At 52.9% G+C, this 20,880-nt stretch carries 22 protein-coding genes and 1 other annotated feature; of the genes, 11 read left to right on the forward strand and 11 right to left on the reverse strand.

Annotation, left to right across the window (positions count from 1 at the left end):
- Nucleotides 1-200: 200 nt before the first annotated feature.
- The 3 genes from clpB to rluD form a co-directional block, all read right to left on the reverse strand.
- Nucleotides 201-2,774, reverse strand: coding sequence for an ATP-dependent chaperone ClpB (gene clpB, locus AB3U87_RS21450; protein WP_253459031.1), 2,574 nt, complete (start codon nucleotides 2,772-2,774; stop codon nucleotides 201-203).
- A 125-nt stretch (nucleotides 2,775-2,899) separates the two neighbouring features.
- The gene (gene yfiH / locus AB3U87_RS21455) at nucleotides 2,900-3,628 is read right to left on the reverse strand and encodes a purine nucleoside phosphorylase YfiH (protein ID WP_394150433.1); all 729 of its coding nucleotides are present in this window, start codon (nucleotides 3,626-3,628) and stop codon (nucleotides 2,900-2,902) included.
- Nucleotides 3,628-4,605 carry a 23S rRNA pseudouridine(1911/1915/1917) synthase RluD gene (gene rluD / locus AB3U87_RS21460; RefSeq protein ID WP_253459024.1) on the reverse strand — a complete coding sequence of 326 codons (978 nt, stop codon included), beginning with the start codon at nucleotides 4,603-4,605 and terminating at the stop codon, nucleotides 3,628-3,630. The genes yfiH and rluD overlap by 1 nt, the downstream gene beginning before the upstream one ends.
- 130 nt (nucleotides 4,606-4,735) lie before the next feature.
- On the opposite strand from rluD, the gene bamD reads away from it, so the two are divergent.
- The 4 genes from bamD (at nucleotide 4,736) to AB3U87_RS21480 (ending at nucleotide 7,468) form a co-directional block, all read left to right on the forward strand.
- Complete coding sequence (bamD, locus tag AB3U87_RS21465) at nucleotides 4,736-5,467, forward strand: outer membrane protein assembly factor BamD (RefSeq protein WP_125287479.1); 732 nt, start codon at nucleotides 4,736-4,738, stop codon at nucleotides 5,465-5,467.
- Nucleotides 5,468-5,727: 260 nt separating this feature from the next.
- Nucleotides 5,728-6,066 carry a ribosome-associated translation inhibitor RaiA gene (gene raiA, locus AB3U87_RS21470; protein ID WP_253459021.1) on the forward strand — a complete coding sequence of 113 codons (339 nt, stop codon included), beginning with the start codon at nucleotides 5,728-5,730 and terminating at the stop codon, nucleotides 6,064-6,066.
- Between the two features lie 269 nt (nucleotides 6,067-6,335).
- Nucleotides 6,336-7,040, forward strand: a complete 705-nt coding sequence (locus AB3U87_RS21475; RefSeq protein ID WP_301253458.1) for a hypothetical protein — start codon at nucleotides 6,336-6,338, stop codon at nucleotides 7,038-7,040.
- A complete protein-coding gene (locus AB3U87_RS21480; RefSeq protein WP_301253459.1) occupies nucleotides 7,037-7,468 on the forward strand; it encodes a hypothetical protein in 432 nt (143 codons plus the stop codon). The genes AB3U87_RS21475 and AB3U87_RS21480 overlap by 4 nt, the downstream gene beginning before the upstream one ends.
- Before the next feature lie 203 nt (nucleotides 7,469-7,671).
- On the opposite strand, the gene AB3U87_RS21485 is transcribed toward AB3U87_RS21480, so the two are convergent.
- A complete protein-coding gene (locus AB3U87_RS21485; protein ID WP_394150448.1) occupies nucleotides 7,672-8,739 on the reverse strand; it encodes a glycosyltransferase family 9 protein in 1,068 nt (355 codons plus the stop codon).
- A gap of 576 nt (nucleotides 8,740-9,315) precedes the next feature.
- Nucleotides 9,316-9,440: a sequence feature (Phe leader region), on the forward strand.
- Here AB3U87_RS21485 and pheL point away from each other — a divergent pair.
- The 4 genes from pheL to AB3U87_RS21505 all read left to right on the forward strand — a co-directional run bounded on the left by pheL (nucleotide 9,317) and on the right by AB3U87_RS21505 (nucleotide 12,493).
- Entirely contained in the window at nucleotides 9,317-9,364 is a 48-nt protein-coding gene (gene pheL, locus AB3U87_RS21490) for a pheA operon leader peptide PheL (RefSeq protein ID WP_199746341.1), read from the forward strand. (Overlaps the previous feature by 48 nt.)
- Before the next feature lie 22 nt (nucleotides 9,441-9,462).
- On the forward strand, nucleotides 9,463-10,623 hold the full coding sequence (gene pheA / locus AB3U87_RS21495; RefSeq protein WP_301730151.1) for a bifunctional chorismate mutase/prephenate dehydratase: 1,161 nt from the start codon (nucleotides 9,463-9,465) through the stop codon (nucleotides 10,621-10,623).
- A 119-nt stretch (nucleotides 10,624-10,742) separates the two neighbouring features.
- Complete coding sequence (locus tag AB3U87_RS21500) at nucleotides 10,743-11,789, forward strand: ABC transporter substrate-binding protein (protein WP_394150437.1); 1,047 nt, start codon at nucleotides 10,743-10,745, stop codon at nucleotides 11,787-11,789.
- Nucleotides 11,789-12,493, forward strand: coding sequence for a substrate-binding domain-containing protein (locus AB3U87_RS21505; protein WP_394150438.1), 705 nt, complete (start codon nucleotides 11,789-11,791; stop codon nucleotides 12,491-12,493). Before AB3U87_RS21500 ends, AB3U87_RS21505 begins: the two co-directional genes overlap by 1 nt.
- Nucleotides 12,494-12,539: 46 nt before the next feature.
- On the opposite strand, the gene tyrA is transcribed toward AB3U87_RS21505, so the two are convergent.
- Nucleotides 12,540-13,661, reverse strand: a complete 1,122-nt coding sequence (tyrA, locus tag AB3U87_RS21510; RefSeq protein ID WP_253459007.1) for a bifunctional chorismate mutase/prephenate dehydrogenase — start codon at nucleotides 13,659-13,661, stop codon at nucleotides 12,540-12,542.
- A 2-nt stretch (nucleotides 13,662-13,663) separates the two neighbouring features.
- Entirely contained in the window at nucleotides 13,664-14,743 is a 1,080-nt protein-coding gene (locus tag AB3U87_RS21515; RefSeq protein ID WP_253459004.1) for a 3-deoxy-7-phosphoheptulonate synthase, read from the reverse strand.
- A gap of 474 nt (nucleotides 14,744-15,217) precedes the next feature.
- On the opposite strand from AB3U87_RS21515, the gene AB3U87_RS21520 reads away from it, so the two are divergent.
- The 3 genes from AB3U87_RS21520 to AB3U87_RS21530 all read left to right on the forward strand — a co-directional run bounded on the left by AB3U87_RS21520 (nucleotide 15,218) and on the right by AB3U87_RS21530 (nucleotide 17,182).
- The gene (locus AB3U87_RS21520; protein ID WP_253459002.1) at nucleotides 15,218-15,733 is read left to right on the forward strand and encodes a GNAT family N-acetyltransferase; all 516 of its coding nucleotides are present in this window, start codon (nucleotides 15,218-15,220) and stop codon (nucleotides 15,731-15,733) included.
- A 153-nt stretch (nucleotides 15,734-15,886) separates the two neighbouring features.
- Nucleotides 15,887-16,579, forward strand: a complete 693-nt coding sequence (locus tag AB3U87_RS21525) for a CTP synthase C-terminal region-related (seleno)protein (protein ID WP_253458999.1) — start codon at nucleotides 15,887-15,889, stop codon at nucleotides 16,577-16,579.
- Entirely contained in the window at nucleotides 16,580-17,182 is a 603-nt protein-coding gene (locus tag AB3U87_RS21530; protein WP_301253462.1) for a glutathione S-transferase family protein, read from the forward strand.
- A 61-nt stretch (nucleotides 17,183-17,243) separates the two neighbouring features.
- Here the strand turns inward: AB3U87_RS21530 and rplS are convergent, their stop codons facing one another.
- From rplS to ffh, 5 genes are all read right to left on the reverse strand, one after another.
- Nucleotides 17,244-17,606 carry a 50S ribosomal protein L19 gene (gene rplS, locus AB3U87_RS21535; RefSeq protein WP_024965502.1) on the reverse strand — a complete coding sequence of 121 codons (363 nt, stop codon included), beginning with the start codon at nucleotides 17,604-17,606 and terminating at the stop codon, nucleotides 17,244-17,246.
- 45 nt (nucleotides 17,607-17,651) lie between these two features.
- The gene (trmD, locus tag AB3U87_RS21540) at nucleotides 17,652-18,461 is read right to left on the reverse strand and encodes a tRNA (guanosine(37)-N1)-methyltransferase TrmD (RefSeq protein ID WP_125287471.1); all 810 of its coding nucleotides are present in this window, start codon (nucleotides 18,459-18,461) and stop codon (nucleotides 17,652-17,654) included.
- Nucleotides 18,458-19,006 (reverse strand): ribosome maturation factor RimM, encoded by a 549-nt coding sequence (gene rimM / locus AB3U87_RS21545; protein ID WP_253458995.1) that lies wholly within the window; start codon nucleotides 19,004-19,006, stop codon nucleotides 18,458-18,460. Before rimM ends, trmD begins: the two co-directional genes overlap by 4 nt.
- Nucleotides 19,007-19,024: 18 nt before the next feature.
- On the reverse strand, nucleotides 19,025-19,273 hold the full coding sequence (gene rpsP, locus AB3U87_RS21550) for a 30S ribosomal protein S16 (RefSeq protein WP_033739514.1): 249 nt from the start codon (nucleotides 19,271-19,273) through the stop codon (nucleotides 19,025-19,027).
- 136 nt (nucleotides 19,274-19,409) lie between these two features.
- Nucleotides 19,410-20,771, reverse strand: coding sequence for a signal recognition particle protein (ffh, locus tag AB3U87_RS21555; protein ID WP_394150443.1), 1,362 nt, complete (start codon nucleotides 20,769-20,771; stop codon nucleotides 19,410-19,412).
- Nucleotides 20,772-20,880 lie beyond the last annotated feature (109 nt).

Raw genomic sequence — 20,880 nt, forward strand, 5'->3', positions numbered from 1 at the left:
CTCCTGAGCCGCTGGCCTGTAAGCCGTTGTGCCGTCTCAGTGGTTGCGCATTATAGGGAGTTCTTGACGGCTGACAACCCCTAATTACAAAAAAACATTCGATCGACTAAAAAACGCGCTCTAACGGCTAAAAAGCACTGTTATTGGTGGCTTAATAAGCAAAAATGGGCCCGAAGGCCCATTTTTATTTGCTATGACTGTTACTGCGTAGCCACTATAGCGCCATCCTGCACGTCCATTTCTATCGTTTTCCCCGGAACCAGCTGGCCAGAAAGTATCTGTTGTGCCAGCGGGTTCTCGATCTGCTGCTGAATTGCGCGTTTTAACGGCCTTGCCCCATATACCGGGTCGTAACCGTTTTCGCCCAGCAGCTGCAGAGCGGCATCAGAAATATGTAGTTCATAGCCGCGATCGGTCAAACGATCGTACAGACGCTGCAGCTGAATTTTAGCAATAGAGGCAATGTGTTTTTCGCCCAGCGGATGGAAGACCACCAGCTCATCAATACGGTTGATAAACTCCGGACGGAAATGCTGCCCTACCACATTCATAACGACATCTTTCATTTCCGCATAGCTTAACGCGCCAAAACGTTCCTGAATCAGATCGGAACCCAGGTTCGAGGTCATAATGACCACGGTATTGCGGAAATCAACCGTTCTGCCCTGTCCATCCGTCAGGCGGCCGTCATCCAGCACCTGCAGCAGAATATTGAATACGTCCGGATGCGCTTTCTCTATCTCGTCCAGCAAAATGACGGAGTAAGGGCGACGGCGCACGGCCTCGGTCAGATAGCCGCCCTCTTCGTAGCCAACATAGCCAGGAGGTGCGCCCACCAGACGCGATACCGAATGTTTTTCCATAAACTCCGACATATCCAGCCGCACCATTGCGTCATCGCTGTCGAACATAAAGTTAGCCAGCGCTTTACACAGCTCGGTTTTACCCACGCCCGTCGGGCCAAGGAACAGGAATGAGCCAATCGGGCGATTCGGATCGGCCAGACCTGCACGACTGCGGCGGATTGCATTAGAAACCGCTTCGACAGCTTCATCCTGTCCGATGACGCGCTGATGCAGCTCCTGTTCCATACGCAGCAGCTTGTCGCGCTCGCCTTCCATCATGCGATCCACAGGGATACCGGTCCAGCGAGCCAGCACGTCCGCAATCTCGACGTCCGTCACGCGGTTACGCAGCAGACGCATCGTTTTCCCTTCCGCCTGCGTGGCGGCAGCCAGCTGTTTTTCCAGCTCCGGGATTTTGCCGTATTGCAATTCCGACATCTGTGCCAGGTCACCGGTGCGGCGCGCCTGCTCCAGCGACAGCTTCGCCTGTTCCAGATCCGCTTTAATAGTTTGCGTGCCGGACAGCGAGGCCTTCTCTGCTTTCCATTCCTCTTCCAGCTCTGAATAGTCGCGCTCTTTCTGACTCAGCTCTTCTTCAAGCATCTCCAGCCGTTTGATACTGGCATCGTCAGACTCTTTTTTCAGCGCCTGCTGTTCCAGCTTCAGCTGAATGATACGACGCTCCAGACGATCCAGCGCTTCCGGCTTGGAGTCAATCTGCATACGAATGCTGGAAGCCGCCTCGTCAATCAGGTCGATAGCCTTATCCGGCAGCTGCCTGTCGGCGATATAACGGTGCGACAGCGTAGCCGCAGCCACGATAGCCGGGTCGGTAATCTGCACATGGTGATGCAGCTCGTAGCGCTCTTTCAGCCCGCGCAGAATAGCGATGGTGTCTTCCACGCTTGGCTCCGCCACGAAGACTTTCTGGAAACGACGCTCCAGCGCCGCATCCTTCTCTATATACTGGCGATACTCATCCAGCGTGGTGGCGCCGACGCAGTGCAGCTCACCGCGAGCCAGCGCCGGTTTCAGCATGTTGCCGGCATCCATCGCGCCGTCCGCTTTTCCCGCGCCAACCATGGTGTGCAGCTCGTCAATAAACAGGATGACGTTGCCTTCCTGTTTGGACAGGTCATTGAGCACGCCTTTCAGGCGCTCTTCAAATTCGCCGCGATACTTAGCGCCCGCCACCAGCGCGCCCATATCCAGCGCCAGCACCCGGCGACCTTTCAGCCCTTCCGGCACTTCGCCATTGATAATGCGCTGCGCCAGCCCTTCCACAATTGCGGTTTTACCGACGCCAGGCTCGCCAATCAGCACCGGGTTGTTTTTGGTACGGCGTTGCAGAACCTGGATGGTGCGACGGATTTCCTCATCACGGCCGATAACCGGATCCAGTTTTCCTTTCTCCGCTCGCTCGGTCAGGTCGATAGTGTATTTATTAAGGGCCTGGCGCTGATCTTCAGCTCCCTGATCGTTCACGGTTTCGCCTCCACGCAGCTGGTCAATGGCGCGCTGGAGTTTTTCGCTGGTCGCCCCGGCAGATTTCAACAAATCAGCCAGCGAGCCTCGCGAGTCGAGCGCGGCCAGAACAAAAAGTTCCGATGAGATAAAGTTGTCGGCGCGCTTTTGCGCCAGTTTGTCGCACAGATTCAGCACGCGCACCAGGTCGGCGGAAGGCTGTACGTCGCCATCCGCGCCTTCAACCTGAGGCAAGCGGCTGATAGCCTGCTCAACGCCGTTGCGCAGTGCGGCAACATCCACGCCGGCTGAAGTCAGTAAAGGAGAGACAGAGCCGCCTTCCTGTTTGAGCAGAGCGCTCATCAGATGCAGCGGTTCAATAAATTGGTTATCGCGCCCAAGCGCTAAAGACTGGGCATCGGCGAGAGCAAGCTGGAATTTATTAGTAAGACGATCCAGACGCATAATTCCCCCATTCAGGTCAAATTGCTACTGGAGATTAAATGAGGTCTTCCCTCAAATTTTCAAGTTAAATGACCGGAATATTTTGGTGAAAAAAAGCACAACCCGGACCGTCTTATGCGGACAGGTTAACTCAGCCAGACCAAACTTGCCATTCGACCTGTTACGCCATCGCGTCTGTAGGAAAAAAATTGGTCAGGCTGCGAGAAAGTGCACAGCCCGCCACCAGTGAAGTGGCGCACGCCTTTGCGCTGTAGCCGCAGACGCGCAAGCTGCCAGATATTGGCGTAATATTTATCGCCCGAGGGCGTAAAAGCAGCGGCATCTTCCGCATCCTGCGCTATAAATGCCTGCCGCACTTCCGCGCCGACCTCAAAAGCCTGCGGGCCAATTGCCGGCCCGAACCAGACCATGACCTCTTCCGACGAGGCCGTAAAGGCCGCCAGCGTCGCCTCCAGCACGCCTGCGCACAATCCCCGCCAGCCGGCATGAGCCGCAGCAACCTCTTTCCCATCCTGCGAGCAGAACAAAACCGGCAGGCAATCCGCCGTCATTACCGCGCAAACCACGCCGGGCTGACGGGTATAAACGGCATCAGCCTGTAGGGAAGCGGGTGCTTCACCGGTAAGCGCAAGGACATTGACGCCGTGAACCTGCTCCAGCCAGACTGGCATAGCGGGCATTGACGCCAGCGTAACCAGACGCTCGCGATTGTGCTGCACCGCTGCGGCCCGATCGCCGACATGCGTCCCGAGGTTCAGCGAATCCCAGGGAGCATGGCTGACGCCATCACGGCGCGTGGTGCTACAGGCCCGCACGTTGGCGGGCGCATTCCATTCAGGCGTAAGCAGGCTCATTACCAGTCCAGCTGGTCTTTAAATTCTTCGGTATCCGCTTTTAACGCCTCAATCAATTCGACCATGTCCTGCGGCAGCGGCGCATGCCATTCCATCTCAATACCGGTGACGGGATGATAAAGACGTAGCATGGTGGCGTGCAGCGCCTGACGATCGAATTTACGCAGCGTACCGATAAAATTCTCCGAGGCACCTTTTGGCGGACGCGGACGACCGCCATACAGCGGATCGCCCACCAGCGGATGGCTGATATGAGACATATGCACGCGGATCTGGTGAGTACGGCCTGTTTCGAGACGCAGACGCAGGCGCGTATGGGCACGGAAATGCTCCATAATGCGATAGTGCGTGGTAGCCGGTTTGCCCATTGGATGAACCGCCATATGCGTCCGCTTGGTCGAGTGACGGCTAATCGGCTCATTAACCGTGCCGCCCGCCGTCATCCTGCCAATTGCCACCGCTTCATACTCACGGGTGAATTCACGCAGCTGTAAAGATTCTACCAGGTGCGTCTGCGCAGGTACCGTTTTAGCCACCACCATCAGGCCAGTGGTGTCTTTGTCCAGACGGTGCACAATGCCCGCACGCGGCACATCTGCAATAGCCGGATAATGATAAAGCAGCGCGTTCAGCACCGTACCGTCGGGATTACCGGCGCCCGGATGCACCACCAGATCGCGTGGTTTGTTGATAACCAGAATATCGTCATCTTCATAAACGATGTTCAGCGGGATGTTTTGCGCTTCCCAGCGCGCTTCTTCTTCTATCTCCGCTTCGATAGCGATTTGTTCGCCACCGAGCAGTTTTTCTCTCGGTTTGTCGATGATTACGCCGTTGACGCTGATGCGTCGGTCGAGAATCCACTCTTTTATACGAGATCTTGAATAATCAGGGAACAATTCGGCCAAAGCCTGATCTAAGCGTTGTCCGAGTTGCGATTCGGAGACCGTTGCGTTGAGTTTTACTTGTTGTGCCATAAACAGCTTCTTCGTTAACGTTGGGTTTTCACGGCGATGCCGTTTAATATAATGTGCTATTGTACCTGGTCACTATCGGGAGCTACATGGACAGCTTCCTGAATAACACTCTGAGGATAATCAAATCGTCATGACGCGTATGAAATATCTGGTGGCTGCAGCCACGTTGAGCCTGGCATTAGCGGGTTGTTCCGGCTCGAAGGATACGGTGCCCGATAGCCCGCCTTCCGAGATCTATGCCACAGCCCAGCAAAAACTGCAGGACGGTAACTTTAAAGGAGCAATAACGCAACTGGAAGCGCTTGATAACCGCTATCCGTTCGGGCCTTACTCCCAGCAAGTTCAGCTGGACCTGATCTACGCTTACTATAAAAATGCCGATTTACCGCTGGCGCAGGCCGCGATCGACCGCTTTATGCGTCTGAATCCAACCCACCCGAATATCGATTACGTGATTTATATGCGTGGTCTGACGGATATGGCGCTTGATGACAGCGCGCTGCAGGGCTTTTTCGGTATCGATCGTTCCGATCGCGATCCTTCTCACGCGCGTGATGCCTTCCACGACTTCTCTCAGCTGCTGCGCGGTTACCCGAACAGTCAGTACGCGACGGACGCAAGAAAGCGCCTTATCTATCTGAAAGATCGTCTGGCGAAGTATGAGCTTTCCGTGGCGCAATTCTACACCAAGCGTGAAGCTTATGTCGCTGTTGTTAATCGCGTTGAGCAAATGATGAAAGATTATCCGGATACGCAGGCGACGCGCCAGGCGCTGCCGCTGATGGAAAATGCTTATCGTAAGATGCAGCTGACCGCAGAAGCGGACAAAGTAGCGAAACTTATCGCGGCCAATCAGGCTTAACATAAAAATGGCAGCGTTCGCGCTGCCCTTTTTTTCACCGGCGTCTGGCATATTACGCTGTTTCACCGGTAAGTTAACTTACCTATCATGCCTGTGAAAAAACCTCCCTACAAGCGCCTTCGCTACGATTACCAGCCTGCCTCACAAAATCTTCACTTTTGACAAAAAGTGACAAAATAAAGTGATACAAATCACGCATTACGCCCTTTTCCAGGATATGCTTACTCTACATTCGACGGAAATGATTAGAGGTAAGCACTATGGTTCTGAACATTACCAGCAAGCAAATGGACATCACCCCGGCTATCCGCCAACATGTCGAAGAGCGTCTCGCCAAACTGGAAAAATGGCAAACCCATCTGATTAATCCGCATATCGTGCTTTCCAAAGAGCCGAAAGAATACGTTGCCGATGCCACTATCAACACGCCGAACGGCCCGCTGATTGCCAGCGCCAAACATGATGATATGTATGCGGCCATCAACGAACTGATCAATAAGCTGGAGCGTCAGCTGAACAAGGTTCAGCACAAGGGCGAAGCGAAGCGCGCCCAGGCCAGCGTTAAAGATATAAGCGTTATCGATCAGGAACTGGATTAAAGTTAATAACGCGCCTGCGGGCGCGTTTTTTATTGTTCTAATAAAATGAAATAAAAGGATTTATTTTAATAGATGTCCACATATCGACCACATCGACCAAACCAGCCCCTTTTGACGGGGCTTTTTTTGATCTACACAGGTCTCCGGGTGGAATAATATTAATTTTTATACAGCCGGGATGGATACCAAATCCTTCCGTTTCAGTATGGGTTTTATGATAAATTGGCCATGTAGCCGATCGTATTTATCATAAGGAAAGGAGATTCAGGATGAGTCAAAGGTCAGAAATAATTGATGGCAAAAAAGCTGCCGTTTTCAATAGAGGCCTGGTTTATACGGAAGTGCTGGGCTGGGTAGATCTTGGACATGCTCAGGGTACAGATATAATTGAATTGCTAAGGAAAATACGACAGGGGGAAGCTTCCGAAAAAGAATTTTATGATGTGACTTACTCTCAGGGTATGACGTCTTCATATGGACTGGCTCGATCAGGAAAAGTAATGACGTGGCGCTTAAGACATGGTCGCCCTTACTCTGAACAAAAAAGTATCGCGCTGGCGATGATGATGGCTATAGCGAGACAGTTCGAAATATTTCAGAGTTCATTCCCTAATAACCTGGTCACTGATAGCGGATTTAGCGGTGAAGATCTGGTGTCCGATCTGCTGGGATTTTACCGCGTCGTATCCGATCAAAACATCTTCCCCATATTACGGCCGGTCAGTAAAGCAGAAGCTCTTAAGCGCTGGGATTATTATGGTAAAATCGGCAACTGGAAAAACGATACGTTCCAGCCTCTGCTGTTCCCCGACCCGGAAAAATTCCCTCATGCAAGGCCGCGCATGGGAGTACTGCCAAAGTTTATGCAAAACGTTACCCCATATAGCAACTTCTCATCAGGAAATGTGATCCGTTCCCGTAATGATAAAACATTTGTTGTTCTGGGAGCAGAGAATGGCAGGATGGGATTGTGAAGAAATTTATAGCGGTACTTGCTGTTGTGCTACTACTCTGCGGAATAGCGTTCGTTTTTATCTGGCCAGTTCTGAGAATGGAATTTGCCAGTAGTGCGCATTATACCGAGCAGGATAAACGCGAATATAAGTATTACACACCTGAATTATTGAAGAAAATGCCAAGAATTTCTAAAGATTATGAATTTCACTATACAAATATCAGTGGGCCCCAGGCTTTTGTATTTGGCATACATTTTAACGGTACAACCGAGACAAGTAGGATCCGTAAATACCTTATTTCTGAAGGATATATACCGCAAAAAGAATGCCAGGTTCAAGCTGAATGCTGGCGTTCTCCACGGAACAACGATGTCGTATCGTTATATAAACTGGTGGAATTTAATGAAGCTGGAGTTGAGATCTACCGCAGGCCTAACAAAGAATAGTAAGTGTAAGTATCCAGAGAAAAGCCAGCTCGCAGACTGGTTTTCTCTTTTCCCTGGTGCTGGTCACTCATGCCTTTCCCGCACCGTTATAATAAACTTGTAGTAGCAGTCATCACACAGCGCATCGTCATTGGCCAACAGCCGTGCAAAAAAACGCCGCCTGAGCCCACACTCCTGGCAATATTTTAAGGCGATAAATTTTCTCATAGCACCAGGTCCTTTTCAGCTGACTGTTTTGCCACCAGCCCTGCCTTCTTGTTTTCCGATTTTTCTTTCTCATAACCAGGCCTGTTAACTTCGCTTAGCAATTGGGTGACGGCAGCAGAAACAGACTCGCTGGCTATATTGCTGACGTTTCCGCCTTCATGCAGCACGATATTCCTGACCCCAAGCGGATGCCAGCGTCTGTATTTTTCAGGACGATCCTCAAACAAGGCCACCAGAGGGATCTGCAATGCCGATGCAAAATGTACGGGTGCGCTGTCCGCAGAAACAACAATATCCAGCTGCGTCATGGCCGCGATCAAATCGGCGACGGTTTGCGTAGAGACCCAGCGCGCTTTTTCATCTCTCCGCCATTTGGAAATACATTTATCCTGAGGTGAATGAAAAATAATAAACTCACATTTTCTGCTAAGCGCATCGGTTAATGCCTGCCATTTTTGCTCTGGCCATCGACGTTCCGCGCTATTGTTCGAAATGAATAAACCCACTCTGGCTCTGTTTTTTTCTCCCAGCTTTTGCTGCCAGTATAAAACCCGAGCCTGGCAGGGGAAAATTTGGGGATTCATCTGGTTAATATCCGGCGTGTTGAGTTCCGGCATAAGACAGAAACCGGCAAGTGCTTCATGAATTAAAGGTCGGGCCAGCATATGCGCAGGTATACGATCGTCAAACTCCGTATCAGCGTTGTGCCAGCGGCAGTCCGCAACGTTTAGCTGTCGGGCAAAGTTTATTGCATTTTTGTTCATCCCTCCGCTGGGGATGATAAGTAAATCAAACTTTATTTTCCGAAGCGAGAAAATTAACTTAACTCTATCCTTAAGGTAATTTAAAAACCCCGGCCGCACATTTTTTTCATAGTTTTTAGAATAGACATAATGGTGCACCCTGGCTACGGCAGGGTTATTATCCAGAACGGGTGAGTTATATTTACTGGCAAGAACATGTATTTCCGCCTGCGGCCACCTTTGCTTTAACGCCCGCAAAAAAGGTGTAGTACAAACCATATCCCCTAAAAAATCGATGCGAATAACCAGGATCCGCTTTATATCAGCCTTGTCCATAGACATGTCCTTACTGTAGGCACTTCTTCCATGAAAATAACATGTTAATCCTTGCATCCCTTCATAGCAAATACCATAAGAAAGCGAGGACATAATATCAGATACTCTTTACCATAAAAACAGGATAATAATCCAATTAACGTAGCTTCAATGTTAATATATAAAAATTCAATTAACAGAATTCATTATATTAACAGAGAATTTTCACAATAAATGATTATTATAAATGCTACTCAGATTTTATATAAAATGTATCATTACAAAATATTAACTATATTCAGTAAGGCTTCGGGTTGAGAGAGTAGAAAATGCCATGTGCTTATCTCAAACGTCAGCAGAAGGGCTGGGTGGACAGCCAACCTGCTCCCTGCCCGGCTACAGCTCATGCCTGGCGAAACGCTCTGCAATCCCCCTGAAGAGCCTTGCTCTTTCGCCCTATGCCAGCACTACCAGCCCTTTCGCCTGACGACACTTTGCCGCTCCGCCATCCGAAACGCGTTTTTTATTGACAGCATTAAATCGCTGCGGTTACTTTAACCTTCTGACAATCGTGGATACTCTGATGAAACAGCTGCCGTTCTTCTTCGCCTTCTTTTTTACCTTCCGTTGACCGGGAGGCAATTCGTCGTATAAGAAAGCATGCGAAGACGAATAACAAGGCCTCCCAACCGGGAGGCTTTTTTTTTATGAACATCTGACAGGTAGCCTATGACCACCGAAAATCCCCTGCTGGGCCTGCGCGAAAAAATCAGCGCGCTGGATGAACAACTGCTGAGCCTGCTGGCTAACCGTCGGGCGCTGGCGATTGAGGTTGCGAAGGCGAAAATGGCCACGCACCGCCCCGTACGCGATATCGATCGCGAGCGCGATCTGCTGGAACATCTGGTCACGCTGGGTAAAGCTCATCAGCTGGATGCGCACTACATCACCCGACTTTTTCAGCTGGTTATTGAAGATTCCGTGCTGACGCAGCAGGCGTTGCTGCAAAAGCATCTGAATCAGACTAATGCGCAGTCGGCGCGTATTGCCTTCCTTGGCCCAAAAGGCTCTTATTCGCATCTTGCCTCACGTAACTATGCCGCTCGCCACTTCGATAGGTTTATCGAGTGCGGCTGTCTGAACTTCCGCGACATCTTTAATCAGGTGGAAACAGGCCAGGCCGACTACGCGGTATTGCCGATCGAAAACACCAGTTCCGGCTCGATCAATGAGGTGTACGATTTGCTGCAGCAGACCAGCCTTTCGCTGGTTGGCGAGATGACGCTCCCTATCGATCACTGCGTGCTGGTTACCGGCAGCACGGACTTGCAGCAGATAGAAACCGTTTACAGCCATCCTCAGCCTTTCCAGCAGTGCAGCGAGTTTATCCATCGCTATCCGCACTGGAAGATTGAATATACTGAAAGCACCGCGGCCGCGATGGAGCAGGTTGCAGCGCTGAATTCACCGAAGGTCGCAGCGCTGGGCAGCCAGGCGGGCGGCGAGCTGTATAACCTGCAGGTGCTTGAACGCAATCTGGCTAACCAGCAGCAGAATATCACCCGCTTTGTTATCCTTGCGCGCAAACCCATTGAGGTCACGCTTCAGGTTCCGGCCAAAACCACGTTAATTATGGCGACCGGACAGCAGGCTGGTGCGCTGGTAGAAGCACTGTTGGTGCTGCGTCAGCATAATCTGGTGATGAGCAAACTGGAATCACGCCCGATTAACGGCAATCCATGGGAAGAGATGTTTTATATCGATTTTCAGGGTAACCTGCGCTCGGAAGAAGTACAGCAGGCGTTACGCGAACTGGCACCGATTACGCGTTCGCTGAAAGTGCTGGGCTGTTACCCAAGCGAAAACGTGCTGCCGGTCGACCCTTCCTGAGTACCGCCTCAGCCGCTTCAGAGGCGGCTGAAACTTTTGGCCTATACCTCGCCTGGATCATTTACCTGCACCGCCCTGACGCTATATCATCGACTATATAACGTTTCTCAGGGAAATTTATGCGCAACTTTTTACGCTCCGCAGTGTTGCTTTCGCTTGGCCTGTTGGCCTTTTCCGCTTTTGCCGATCGTCAGGTTACCGATCAGCTGGGCCGCCAGGTCACGCTTCCCGATCGCGTCGATCGCGTCGTGGTCTTGCAGCATCAAACCCTCAATATTCTGGTAGAGCTGGATGCCACCAATACCCTTGTTGGCATCCTTGGCAACTGGAAGCAGCAGCTCGGCGACGGCTATTCGCGGCTGGCGCCGGAACTGACGCGTCTGCCGACGCTGGGTGATTTAACTCATGTGGATGTAGAAAAGCTGGTTGCGCTACATCCGCAGGTGGTTTTTGTCACTAACTATGCGCCGCAGGAGATGATTGACCAGATCCAGAAACTCGGCATCGCCGTTATCGCCATCTCGCTGCGTGCCGATAATCAACAGCAAAACCGTCTGAATCCCGATCTGGCTGACGAAGAGCAGGCTTATAGTGAAGGATTAAAAGAAGGCGTTCGCCTGATTGGCGAAGTGGTAAACCACCAGCAGCAGGCCGAAACGCTGGTTAAAGCCACTTTCAATCAACGGCAGCAAACGGGCAACCGGTTACAGGCGATCCCCCCTTCGCAGCGCATTCGGGTCTATATGGCTAATCCCGACCTTACGACCTACGGCTCCGGCAAATATACCGGCCTGATGATGGCGCATGCCGGTGCGCTGAACGTCGCCGCCGCAGCGGTGAAAGGGTATAAGCAGGTTTCTATGGAGCAGATCCTCGCCTGGGATCCGCAGGTGATCTTCGTGCAGGATCGCTATCCGCAGGTGATCGACGAGATCAACCAGCAGCCCGCCTGGCAGGCTGTGGATGCCGTTAAGCATCATCGCGTTTATCTGATGCCGGAATATGCCAAGGCCTGGGGCTATCCGATGCCGGAAGCGCTGGCGCTGGGTGAATTGTGGATGGCGAAAAAGCTTTACCCGGAAAAATTCCGGGATGTCGATATGCAGAAAAAAGCGGATACCTGGTATCAGCGCTTCTATCGTACCCACTATACGGGTAGCAACTGATGAGCCTTACCGTTCTGGCTGCCGGAAGCCTGCGCGCCGTCTGGCCGACGCTGGCCGCAGCCTGGGGTCAGCCTGTTGACGTGAATTTTGGCCCGGCCGGGCTACTGTGCGAGCGAATTAAGCAGGGCGAGCGCTGCGATCTCTTTTTATCGGCCAATCTGGCGCATCCGCAATCTTTGATCGCGGCAGGTATCGCACTCGACAGCGCCGTCTTTGTCCACAATCAGCTCTGCCTGAGCGTGCCTGCTGCCCTGGCCGCGTCGAACAAAAGCTGGCTGGAGCTGCTAAGCCATCCGCACTTACGCGTCGCCACCTCTACGCCGTTAAGCGATCCATCCGGCGACTACGCCTGGCAGCTTTTCGATCGTATTGAACGTCGCTATGCGGGAGTGGGAACCGCGCTGAAACAGCGGGCGCTACAGCTGGTTGGCGGCCCATTCAGCCCGGCTGTTCCGGCTGGGGAACCGGCAGCGAATTGGGTGCTGAACGGCGATCGGGCGGATATTTTTATCGGCTATCAGAGCTATGCCGCGCGGCCCGGGATTAAAACTATTACTATCCCGCCGCCTTTCCATATCCGCGCAGACTATGCTTTTGCCCTGTGTCATGCAAAAGCACAGCCGCTGGCAGATTTCTTACTGAGCGCCGAGGCGCAGGGAATTTTAGCGAAAGACGGCTTTCTTCCGCTGGAGAAGAGAGCCTGAGGCGAGAATACAGGCCGCGATCGGGCCTGCATTTTATCCAAAGCCGTTATCGGCGGCTGTCGTTGGCCTGACGCAGCAGCGAACGACTTTCCAGCATAAAGCTCTGGGCGTAATCGCCAAACCAATGCTCTACGCGACGGAAACTGTCGACGAACGCCTGCTTGTCGCCCCGCTCCAGCAGCTGAATAGCCTCGCCGAAGCGCTGATAGTAACGTTTAATCAGCGCCAGATTATTTTCTGAGGACATGATGATGTCCGCATAGAGCTGAGGATCCTGCGCAAAGAGTCTGCCCACCATCGCCAGCTCCAGGCGGTAAATAGGCGATGAAAGCGCCAGCAGCTGCTCAAGATTCACGTTCTCTTCCGCCAGATGCAGGCCATAGGCAAAGGTGGCGAAGTGACGCAGCGCCTGAATAAAGGCCATGTTCTGATCATGCTCTACCGCGCTGATGCGGTGCAGACGTGCGCCCCAGACCTGGATCTGTTCCAGAAACCACTGATAGGCTTCCGGCTGACGGCCGTCGCACCAGACCACCACCTGTTTCGCCAGGCTACCGCTGTCCGGGCCGAACATCGGATGCAGCCCCAGCACCGGGCCGCTGTGCGCGGCCAGCATCGCCTGAAGCGGGCCATTTTTTACCGAGGCCAGATCCACAAGAATACAGTCTTCCGGCAGCGGCGGCAGATCGGCAATCGCTTTTTCCGTCAGGTGGATCGGCACGCTGATGATCACCATTCCCGCATCCGCCAGCAGGCTTTCCGCCTGCGCCCACTCCTCTTTATCCAGGATTTTCACCTGATAACCGGAAAGGGTCAGCATCTTTTCAAACAGCCGCCCCATTTTGCCCTTGCCGCCAACGATGACTACCGGTCGAAGCTGCGGATGCAGCGTTTTGAAGCCTTTATCGTTTTCACTGGCGTAGGATTCGCGCATAACGCGGCGCAGCACATCTTCGATCAGGTCTGGCGGCACGCCAAGCGTCTCCGCCTCTTTACGCCGTGACGCCAGCATGGAAGCTTCGCGCTCCGGCACGTAAATCGGCAGACCGTAGCGGCTTTTTACTTCGCCCACCTCGGCGACCAGACTCAGCCTTTTGGCCAGCAGATCGAGCAGGGCTTTGTCCACTTCATCAATTTGATCGCGCAGCGCGGTCAGTTCAGCCACCATAATTAACCCTCTTGCGACAGACGCGCCGCCAGTACTCCGTCCAGTTCCTGATGAATTGTTCGCAACAGCGTTTCGGTCGTTTCCCAGTTGATGCAGGCATCGGTCACGGAAACGCCGTAGCGCATGGCGCTTTTGGGCTGTTCGGACGACTGGCTGCCTTCGTGCAGATGGCTTTCCAGCATCAGGCCAATCACGGAACGGTTGCCGTCTCTGATTTGCGAGACGGCGGACTCGGCTACGCCGGACTGGCGACGGAAGTCTTTGTTAGAATTACCATGGCTGCAATCTATCATCAGCGCCGGACGGAGTCCCGCCTGAAGCATCTCTTTTTCACACTGCGCAACATCTTCCGGCCCGTAGTTTGGCTGTTTGCCGCCGCGCAGGATGACGTGGCCATCCGGATTGCCCTGGGTCTGCAACAGGCAGACCTGGCCGCTCTGGTTGATACCCACAAAGCGGTGCGGCATAGAGGCGGCGCGCATTGCGTTAATCGCCGTGCCCAGACTGCCGTCCGTGCCGTTTTTAAAGCCGACCGGCATAGAGAGGCCGGAAGCCATTTCCCGGTGCGTTTGCGACTCGGTAGTGCGTGCGCCGATGGCCGACCAGCTGAACAGATCGCCCAGGTATTGCGGACTGTTAGGATCCAGCGCTTCCGTTGCCAGCGGCAGCCCCATCTCGACCAGTTCAACCAGCAGCTGACGGGCGATATGCAGACCGGCTTCCATATCGAAAGAGTTATCCATGTAGGGATCGTTGATCAGCCCTTTCCAGCCAACGGTGGTGCGAGGCTTTTCAAAATAGACGCGCATCACGATATAGAGCTGGTCTTTGAGATCGTCAGAGAGCGCTTTCAGATGCCGCGCATAGTCCAGCGCTGCTTCGGTATCGTGGATCGAACAGGGGCCGCACACCACCAGCAAACGGTGATCTTTTCCGCTGATAATGTCTGAAATAGTCTGACGGGAAGCAGCGATCTGCGTCTGCTGCGCGTCGGTCAGGGGGAACTTGTTTTTCAGCTCCTGCGGCGTAATTAAAATCTGTTCGTCGGCGATATGAACGTTGTTCAGCGCATCTTTTTGCATGGTCGTCAGCTCTCTAGTGGTCCCGTCAGCCTGTCATCAAGGTTTGAATACTGTATCAGAAGCGGTACAAAACTCAATCTTCCTATGTACACTTTTATTACCACAAAAGATAAACAAGAAGAAAAACAAAAATAAATGATTTTTAATCAGATAGTTAATAAAAAAATAAGACCAGAAACCAAAACGCCTACATGTAAAGTTAAATTTACACTAATATATGCATTAACCTTACGTCTGCCCGATAACCTGAAGTAAAGGACGTCGTACGGCTATCAGCAGGTTAGCCATAGCTACTTTTATTGATTGATCTGTCGCTGTTGAAATGTTTATAAATAACCCTGGGATTTTATAAAGGCAGCGTCGCTTTAAAAACCTGCGTCATCCGCCGTATTGCCTTAAGCCGCCGCTTTTTCCGGGCTTCTGTCTGCATTAATAACGCCGTGTAAATATTAATAAGCCTGAAGGAAAAGCCATATGCAGGTGCTTTACCGCCCTTACCGTCACGACGACGCCATTGAATTTGCGCAAGCCGTGAATGCCTCACTGGATACGTTGCGTCCCTGGCTGCTCTGGGCGCATGAAGGTTTTAGTCCAGCAGAAGCTCGCCGCTGGTTTGCCGCTACCCACATGCTGCGTGAGACAGGCGAAGCCAACGAGCTGGGGCTTTTCGCCGGGGATGGCCGCTTGCTGGGCGGTGCCGGACTGCGCTATTCCAGCGATCAGAAAAATCTGTGCTCGATAGGCTACTGGGTACGCAGCAGCGAGCAGCGACAGGGCATCGCCAGCCAGGCCGTGCGTTATCTTCTCGATCTGGCGTGGCAGGATCAGGAAAAAGATACGGTAGAAATCCTGGCAGTGGCGGAAAATATGGCCAGCCGCCGCGTGGCGGAAAAATGCGGCGCAGCCTTTATGGGCATTAAGCATGGATTGATCGTGCTGGATAGTGGGCCGGCGGATACGGCCATTTACCGCTTTCATCGAACGCGCTGATTTTCTGAAAACCCGCAACCCTGTGCTTCGGGTTGTTTTATATTTCCATGACTCATCGGGCCGATACGCCTGACGGCTGCGCTCAATAGTCAAAAGCGTAAGCCAGATTGCTGGCTAACGTATAGCCTCTTTTTTCTGCAAACAGGAAACAACATGCACCAATCTGTCCGTCTTGCCCTGGTGGGCGATTTCCGTCCTGATGCCGTGGCGCACCAGGCCATCCCACCCGCTATCAAGCTTGCCGCCGACTCGCTCAATATTTCGGTAGAGGCAGAATGGTTGCCCACCCCAGAGATTACCTCGACTGACGTATTGCATAATTTTAATGCGATCTGGGTCGTGCCGGGCAGCCCTTATCAGCATGACCAGGGCGCTTTTATGGCTATCACCTGGGCGCGCGAAAACAATATCCCTTTTCTTGGTTCCTGCGGCGGTTTTCAGTATGCGCTTATTGAGTACGCGCGCAACGTGATGGGCTGGCAAGATGCGGCACATGCGGAAACGGATACGGAAGGCCGTATGGTGATTGCGCCGCTTAGCTGCTCGCTGGTTGAACAAACAGGCGACATCGTCATTGAACCCGGTTCGACGATAGCAAAAGCCTACGGCAAACTCAGCACGCATGAAGGCTATCATTGTAACTTTGGCGTTAACCCTGATTTCGGGAACGAACTGGCCGATTTTCCGCTGCGCATCAGCGCGAGAGATCGGCAAGGCGATGTGCGCGGCATAGAATTGCCCCATCACCGATTTTTTGTCGCTACGCTGTTTCAATCCGAACGGGCGTCGCTGCGTCATGCGCTTTCGCCGCTGGTCGTCGCTTTGCTTACGGAGGCCGGGCGCTAAATGAACGTTTATACATTTCCTAAAAGCCGCTCCTTGAGGGTGCTATGGACTCTGGAAGAGCTAAAATTAGATTACACCACTTCTCCGGTAGCGCTCTTTTCCACAGAACCAGCGGCCTCTTCTCCTCATCCCTTACATAAAGTGCCCGTATTGGAGGACGAAGGTAGCCTTATTTTTGAAACGGCAGCTATCTGCCAGTATCTGGGCGAAAAAAAAGGGGATGGGAAACTTTACCCGACGGATGCGCTGCAAAAAGCCAAAGTCAATGAGTGGCTCAGCTTTTCTCTGACAGACCTTGAATCGCCAGTCTGGTATTTGCTTAAACATAAATTTTTACTGCCCGAGGCTCTACGTTCGCCAGCAGTGATTGAGACAACTTTCCGTGACGCCAGCAAGACGCTTGACGCTATCCGTTTTTCAGCTGAACAAGAGTGGATTGCAGGTGAGCATTTTACGCTGGCCGATATTTTCTTCTCGCATACGCTGATGTGGGCGCAACTGTGCGCATTGCCGGTTAACGATAAATTGACCCGTTACGTAGCAAGATGTCAGCGACGGGAAGCGTTCAGCAAGGCGCTGGAGAGGAATAACCGCACGGCCTGACGCGTTACGGCAGGCAAAAAAAAGGGCCGGTCTTTCGACCGGCCCCCTGTTTCGTATTAACTTAGGATGCTGCTTTAGCGCCCAGACGTTCTTTGATACGTGCAGACTTACCGGTACGCTCACGCAGGTAGTACAGTTTGGCCTTACGTACGGCACCACGACGTTTAACAGCAATGCTGTCGATTACAGGTGAGTGAGTCTGGAATACACGCTCAACACCTTCGCCGTTAGAAATTTTACGAACGGTGAATGCAGAGTGCAGACCGCGGTTACGAATAGCGATAACCACGCCCTCGAATGCCTGCAGACGCTTCTTGGAGCCTTCAACAACCCATACTTTCACTTCCACGGAATCGCCCGGACGGAATGAAGGTACGTCCTGTTTCATCTGCTCTTGTTCGATTTGCTTGATAATGTTGCTCATAATTAAATCTCTTATCCTGGGTAAACTGATATTCAGGCGCCGCGGCTACTGCCCGGACTGCCCATCATCGTTATGTTGCCGTCTGAATTCCTTTTGGAACTCCTTCAGCAACTTTGCTTGCTCTTCAGTCAGAGCCAGGTTTTCCAGAAGTTCAGGTCTTCTTAGCCAGGTACGGCCCAGCGACTGTTTCAGGCGCCAGCGGCGAATTTCGGCATGGTTGCCCGACAGCAGAACTGGCGGAACCTCCATCCCTTCTAACACTTCAGGTCGGGTGTAGTGCGGACAGTCCAGCAGCCCCTCGGAAAACGAATCTTCCTCGGCGGACGCCTGCTTTCCCAGTACGCCAGGTATAAACCGGGCGACCGAATCAATCAGCGTCATTGCCGGCAGTTCCCCACCGCTGAGCACGTAATCCCCGATCGACCACTCTTCATCGATTTCGGTTTGGATGACGCGCTCATCAATCCCTTCATAGCGACCACACACCAGAATTAACTTCTCGCTGGTCGCCAGCTCGCAAACCCCCACTTGATCGAGTTTGCGTCCCTGAGGTGAAAGATAAATCACCTTAGCGCCTTCTCCTGCCGCCGCTTTTGCTGCGTGGATGGCATCCCGTAAGGGCTGAACCATCATTAGCATTCCCGGTCCGCCGCCGTAAGGACGATCGTCCACGGTACGGTGCCGGTCATGAGTGAAGTCGCGAGGACTCCAGCTCTGAATGCTGAGCAGGCCATTTTTTACTGCCCGGCCAGTTACTCCGTATTCGGTAATTGCGCTAAACATCTCAGGGAACAGGCTGATTATGCCAATCCACATCGACTGCGCCGGAGTGTTACCGTCTTGTCCGGAGCTCAAAAACCAGGATCCCAATCTACTTCGATGGTGCCGGTAGTGAGATCGACATTCTTGATAACCTGTCCATCAAGGAACGGAATCAGCCGCTCCTTCGCACCAAACGCATCCTTCAGGTTTGCCTTCACGACGAGAACGTCGTTTGAACCGGTTTCCATCATATCAATGACTTTGCCCAGCTCGTATCCTTGCGTGGTTACTACCTGGCAGCCCATCAGGTCTTTCCAGTAATAGTCACCGCTTTCCAGAGGAGGCAGCTGCTCCGCGTCTACCACAATTTCGCAATTGGTAAGTAGCGTGGCCGCATCACGATCGTCAATGCCTTTGACTTTGATGATCATGTCCTGATTGTGGCGCTTCCAGCCTTCCAGCTCGATAAGCTGCCATTGACCCGCCCGCTGGATAAACCAGGGTTGGTAGTCAAAAATGCTTTCAGCATCTTCGGTGGAGGAAAACACTTTGAGCCAACCACGAATACCGTAGGCCGACCCCATCTTTCCCAGAGTTAACGGGTTAGCGGGCGGCTGGGCGGTGAGTTGCTTGCTCATGTTGACCACCGTGACAGATTAAGCTGCTTTCTTAGCTTCTTTGATCAGCGCGTTAACGCGATCAGAGAGAGTAGCGCCCTGGCCAACCCAGTGCTCAATGCGGTCCAGATCCAGACGCAGTGCTTCAGCCTGACCAGAAGCGATCGGGTTGAAGAAACCAACGCGCTCGATGAAGCGGCCGTTGCGAGCGTTGCGGCTGTCAGTGACAACTACCTGATAAAACGGACGCTTTTTAGCGCCGTGACGTGCCAAACGAATTGTTACCATAACATCCTCTTTAGTTAATAAAACAACCGGGCCCCATTGAGGGAACGGGGCCCGGGTGCAATATAAAAAGCCCGAAAATTTTACTCATTTTGGCGTAAAAAGCAATCTAATTCGCCTGAGCGCTTTTCCAACTCGATTAACGGCCCGGGAAGCCCGGCGGCATCATACCTTTCATGCCGCGCATCATCTTCGCCATTCCGCCCTTCTTCATCTTTTTCATCATGCGCTGCATGTCGTCAAACTGCTTAAGCAAACGGTTGACGTCCTGCACCTGCATACCGGAGCCCGTCGCGATACGACGCTTGCGGGACCCTTTGATAATTTCCGGCTTCTCGCGCTCTTTGCGCGTCATGGAGTTGATCATCGCCTCCATGCGCACCAGCACTTTGTCATCCATCTGCGATTTAACGTTGTCCGGCAGCTGGTCCATGCCCGGCAGTTTGCCCATCAGGCTGGCCATGCCGCCCATGTTGCGCATCTGCTTGAGCTGCTCCAGGAAGTCGTTGAGATCGAAGCCGTCGCCTTTTTTCAGCTTGCTGGCGAGTTTCTCTGCCTGCGCGCGGTCGACTTTGCTTTCGATATCTTCAATCAGTGACAGGACGTCGCCCATGCCCAGAATACGGGAAGCGATACGATCCGGATAGAACGGCTCCAGCGCCTCGGTTTTTTCGCCGACGCCCATAAACTTAATCGGCTTGCCGGTGATATGGCGGATAGAAAGCGCCGCACCGCCGCGCGCGTCACCGTCAACCTTGGTCAGGATAACGCCGGTCAGCGGCAGCGCTTCGTTAAAGGCTTTCGCCGTGTTCGCCGCATCCTGACCGGTCATGGCGTCGACCACAAACAGCGTTTCCACCGGATTAATGGCAGCGTGGACCTGTTTGATCTCGTCCATCATCGCTTCGTCAACGTGCAGACGACCGGCGGTATCCACCAGCAGCACGTCGTAGAACTTCAGTTTTGCCTGCTGAAGCGCATTTTTAACGATGTCGACCGGCTTCTGACTCAGGTCGGACGGACAGAAATCGACGCCAACCTGCTCCGCCAGGGTTTCCAGCTGTTTGATCGCCGCCGGGCGATAAACGTCGGCAGAAACCACCAGCACTTTCTTCTTGTGCTTCTCGCGCAGGAATTTACCCAGCTTGCCGACGCTGGTGGTTTTACCCGCACCCTGCAAGCCCGCCATCAGCACCACGGCCGGTGGCTGAGCGGCCAGATTGAGCGTGTTGTTCTCGGCGCCCATGGCGGCAACCAGCTCATTCTGAACGATCTTCACAAATTCCTGACCCGGCGTCAGGCTCTTGTTGACGTCGTGACCCACGGCGCGCTCTTTAACGCGGCCGATAAAGTCACGCACTACCGGCAGCGCAACGTCTGCCTCAAGCAGCGCCATGCGCACTTCGCGCAGGGTGTCCTTAATGTTGTCTTCTGTCAGCCGTCCACGGCCACTGATATTGCGCAGGGTCTGCGACAATCTGTCGGTTAAATTATCAAACATCGTCTCTCGCTCAACGTAATGAGAGGTCGCCAGGCGACACAATGGCGCAGATTATAACATGAAGACGCGGCGATCTCAGCCATCCGCGTTGAGATCGTTTGGAGCCAGC

Origin of the sequence: Erwinia plantamica, from assembly GCF_043420595.1 — a bacterium.
In the GTDB taxonomy this organism is placed as follows: Bacteria; Pseudomonadota; Gammaproteobacteria; order Enterobacterales; family Enterobacteriaceae; genus Erwinia; species Erwinia aeris.

Bases quoted from the DNA above. Each gene is read 5' to 3' on its own strand.
- rluD (WP_253459024.1), bottom strand. From the start codon at position 4,605: ATGGCACAACAAGTAAAACTCAACGCAACGGTCTCCGAATCGCAACTC.
- AB3U87_RS21520 (WP_253459002.1), top strand. From the start codon at position 15,218: ATGCAGGTGCTTTACCGCCCTTACCGTCACGACGACGCCATTGAATTT.
- AB3U87_RS21500 (WP_394150437.1), top strand. From the start codon at position 10,743: ATGCGCAACTTTTTACGCTCCGCAGTGTTGCTTTCGCTTGGCCTGTTG.
- rplS (WP_024965502.1), bottom strand. From the start codon at position 17,606: ATGAGCAACATTATCAAGCAAATCGAACAAGAGCAGATGAAACAGGAC.
- rpsP (WP_033739514.1), bottom strand. From the start codon at position 19,273: ATGGTAACAATTCGTTTGGCACGTCACGGCGCTAAAAAGCGTCCGTTT.
- AB3U87_RS21530 (WP_301253462.1), top strand. From the start codon at position 16,580: ATGAACGTTTATACATTTCCTAAAAGCCGCTCCTTGAGGGTGCTATGG.
- tyrA (WP_253459007.1), bottom strand. From the start codon at position 13,661: ATGGTGGCTGAACTGACCGCGCTGCGCGATCAAATTGATGAAGTGGAC.
- AB3U87_RS21475 (WP_301253458.1), top strand. From the start codon at position 6,336: ATGAGTCAAAGGTCAGAAATAATTGATGGCAAAAAAGCTGCCGTTTTC.
- yfiH (WP_394150433.1), bottom strand. From the start codon at position 3,628: ATGAGCCTGCTTACGCCTGAATGGAATGCGCCCGCCAACGTGCGGGCC.
- rimM (WP_253458995.1), bottom strand. From the start codon at position 19,006: ATGAGCAAGCAACTCACCGCCCAGCCGCCCGCTAACCCGTTAACTCTG.
- clpB (WP_253459031.1), bottom strand. From the start codon at position 2,774: ATGCGTCTGGATCGTCTTACTAATAAATTCCAGCTTGCTCTCGCCGAT.
- AB3U87_RS21515 (WP_253459004.1), bottom strand. From the start codon at position 14,743: ATGCAAAAAGATGCGCTGAACAACGTTCATATCGCCGACGAACAGATT.
- ffh (WP_394150443.1), bottom strand. From the start codon at position 20,771: ATGTTTGATAATTTAACCGACAGATTGTCGCAGACCCTGCGCAATATC.
- AB3U87_RS21525 (WP_253458999.1), top strand. From the start codon at position 15,887: ATGCACCAATCTGTCCGTCTTGCCCTGGTGGGCGATTTCCGTCCTGAT.
- bamD (WP_125287479.1), top strand. From the start codon at position 4,736: ATGACGCGTATGAAATATCTGGTGGCTGCAGCCACGTTGAGCCTGGCA.
- raiA (WP_253459021.1), top strand. From the start codon at position 5,728: ATGGTTCTGAACATTACCAGCAAGCAAATGGACATCACCCCGGCTATC.
- AB3U87_RS21505 (WP_394150438.1), top strand. From the start codon at position 11,789: ATGAGCCTTACCGTTCTGGCTGCCGGAAGCCTGCGCGCCGTCTGGCCG.
- pheA (WP_301730151.1), top strand. From the start codon at position 9,463: ATGACCACCGAAAATCCCCTGCTGGGCCTGCGCGAAAAAATCAGCGCG.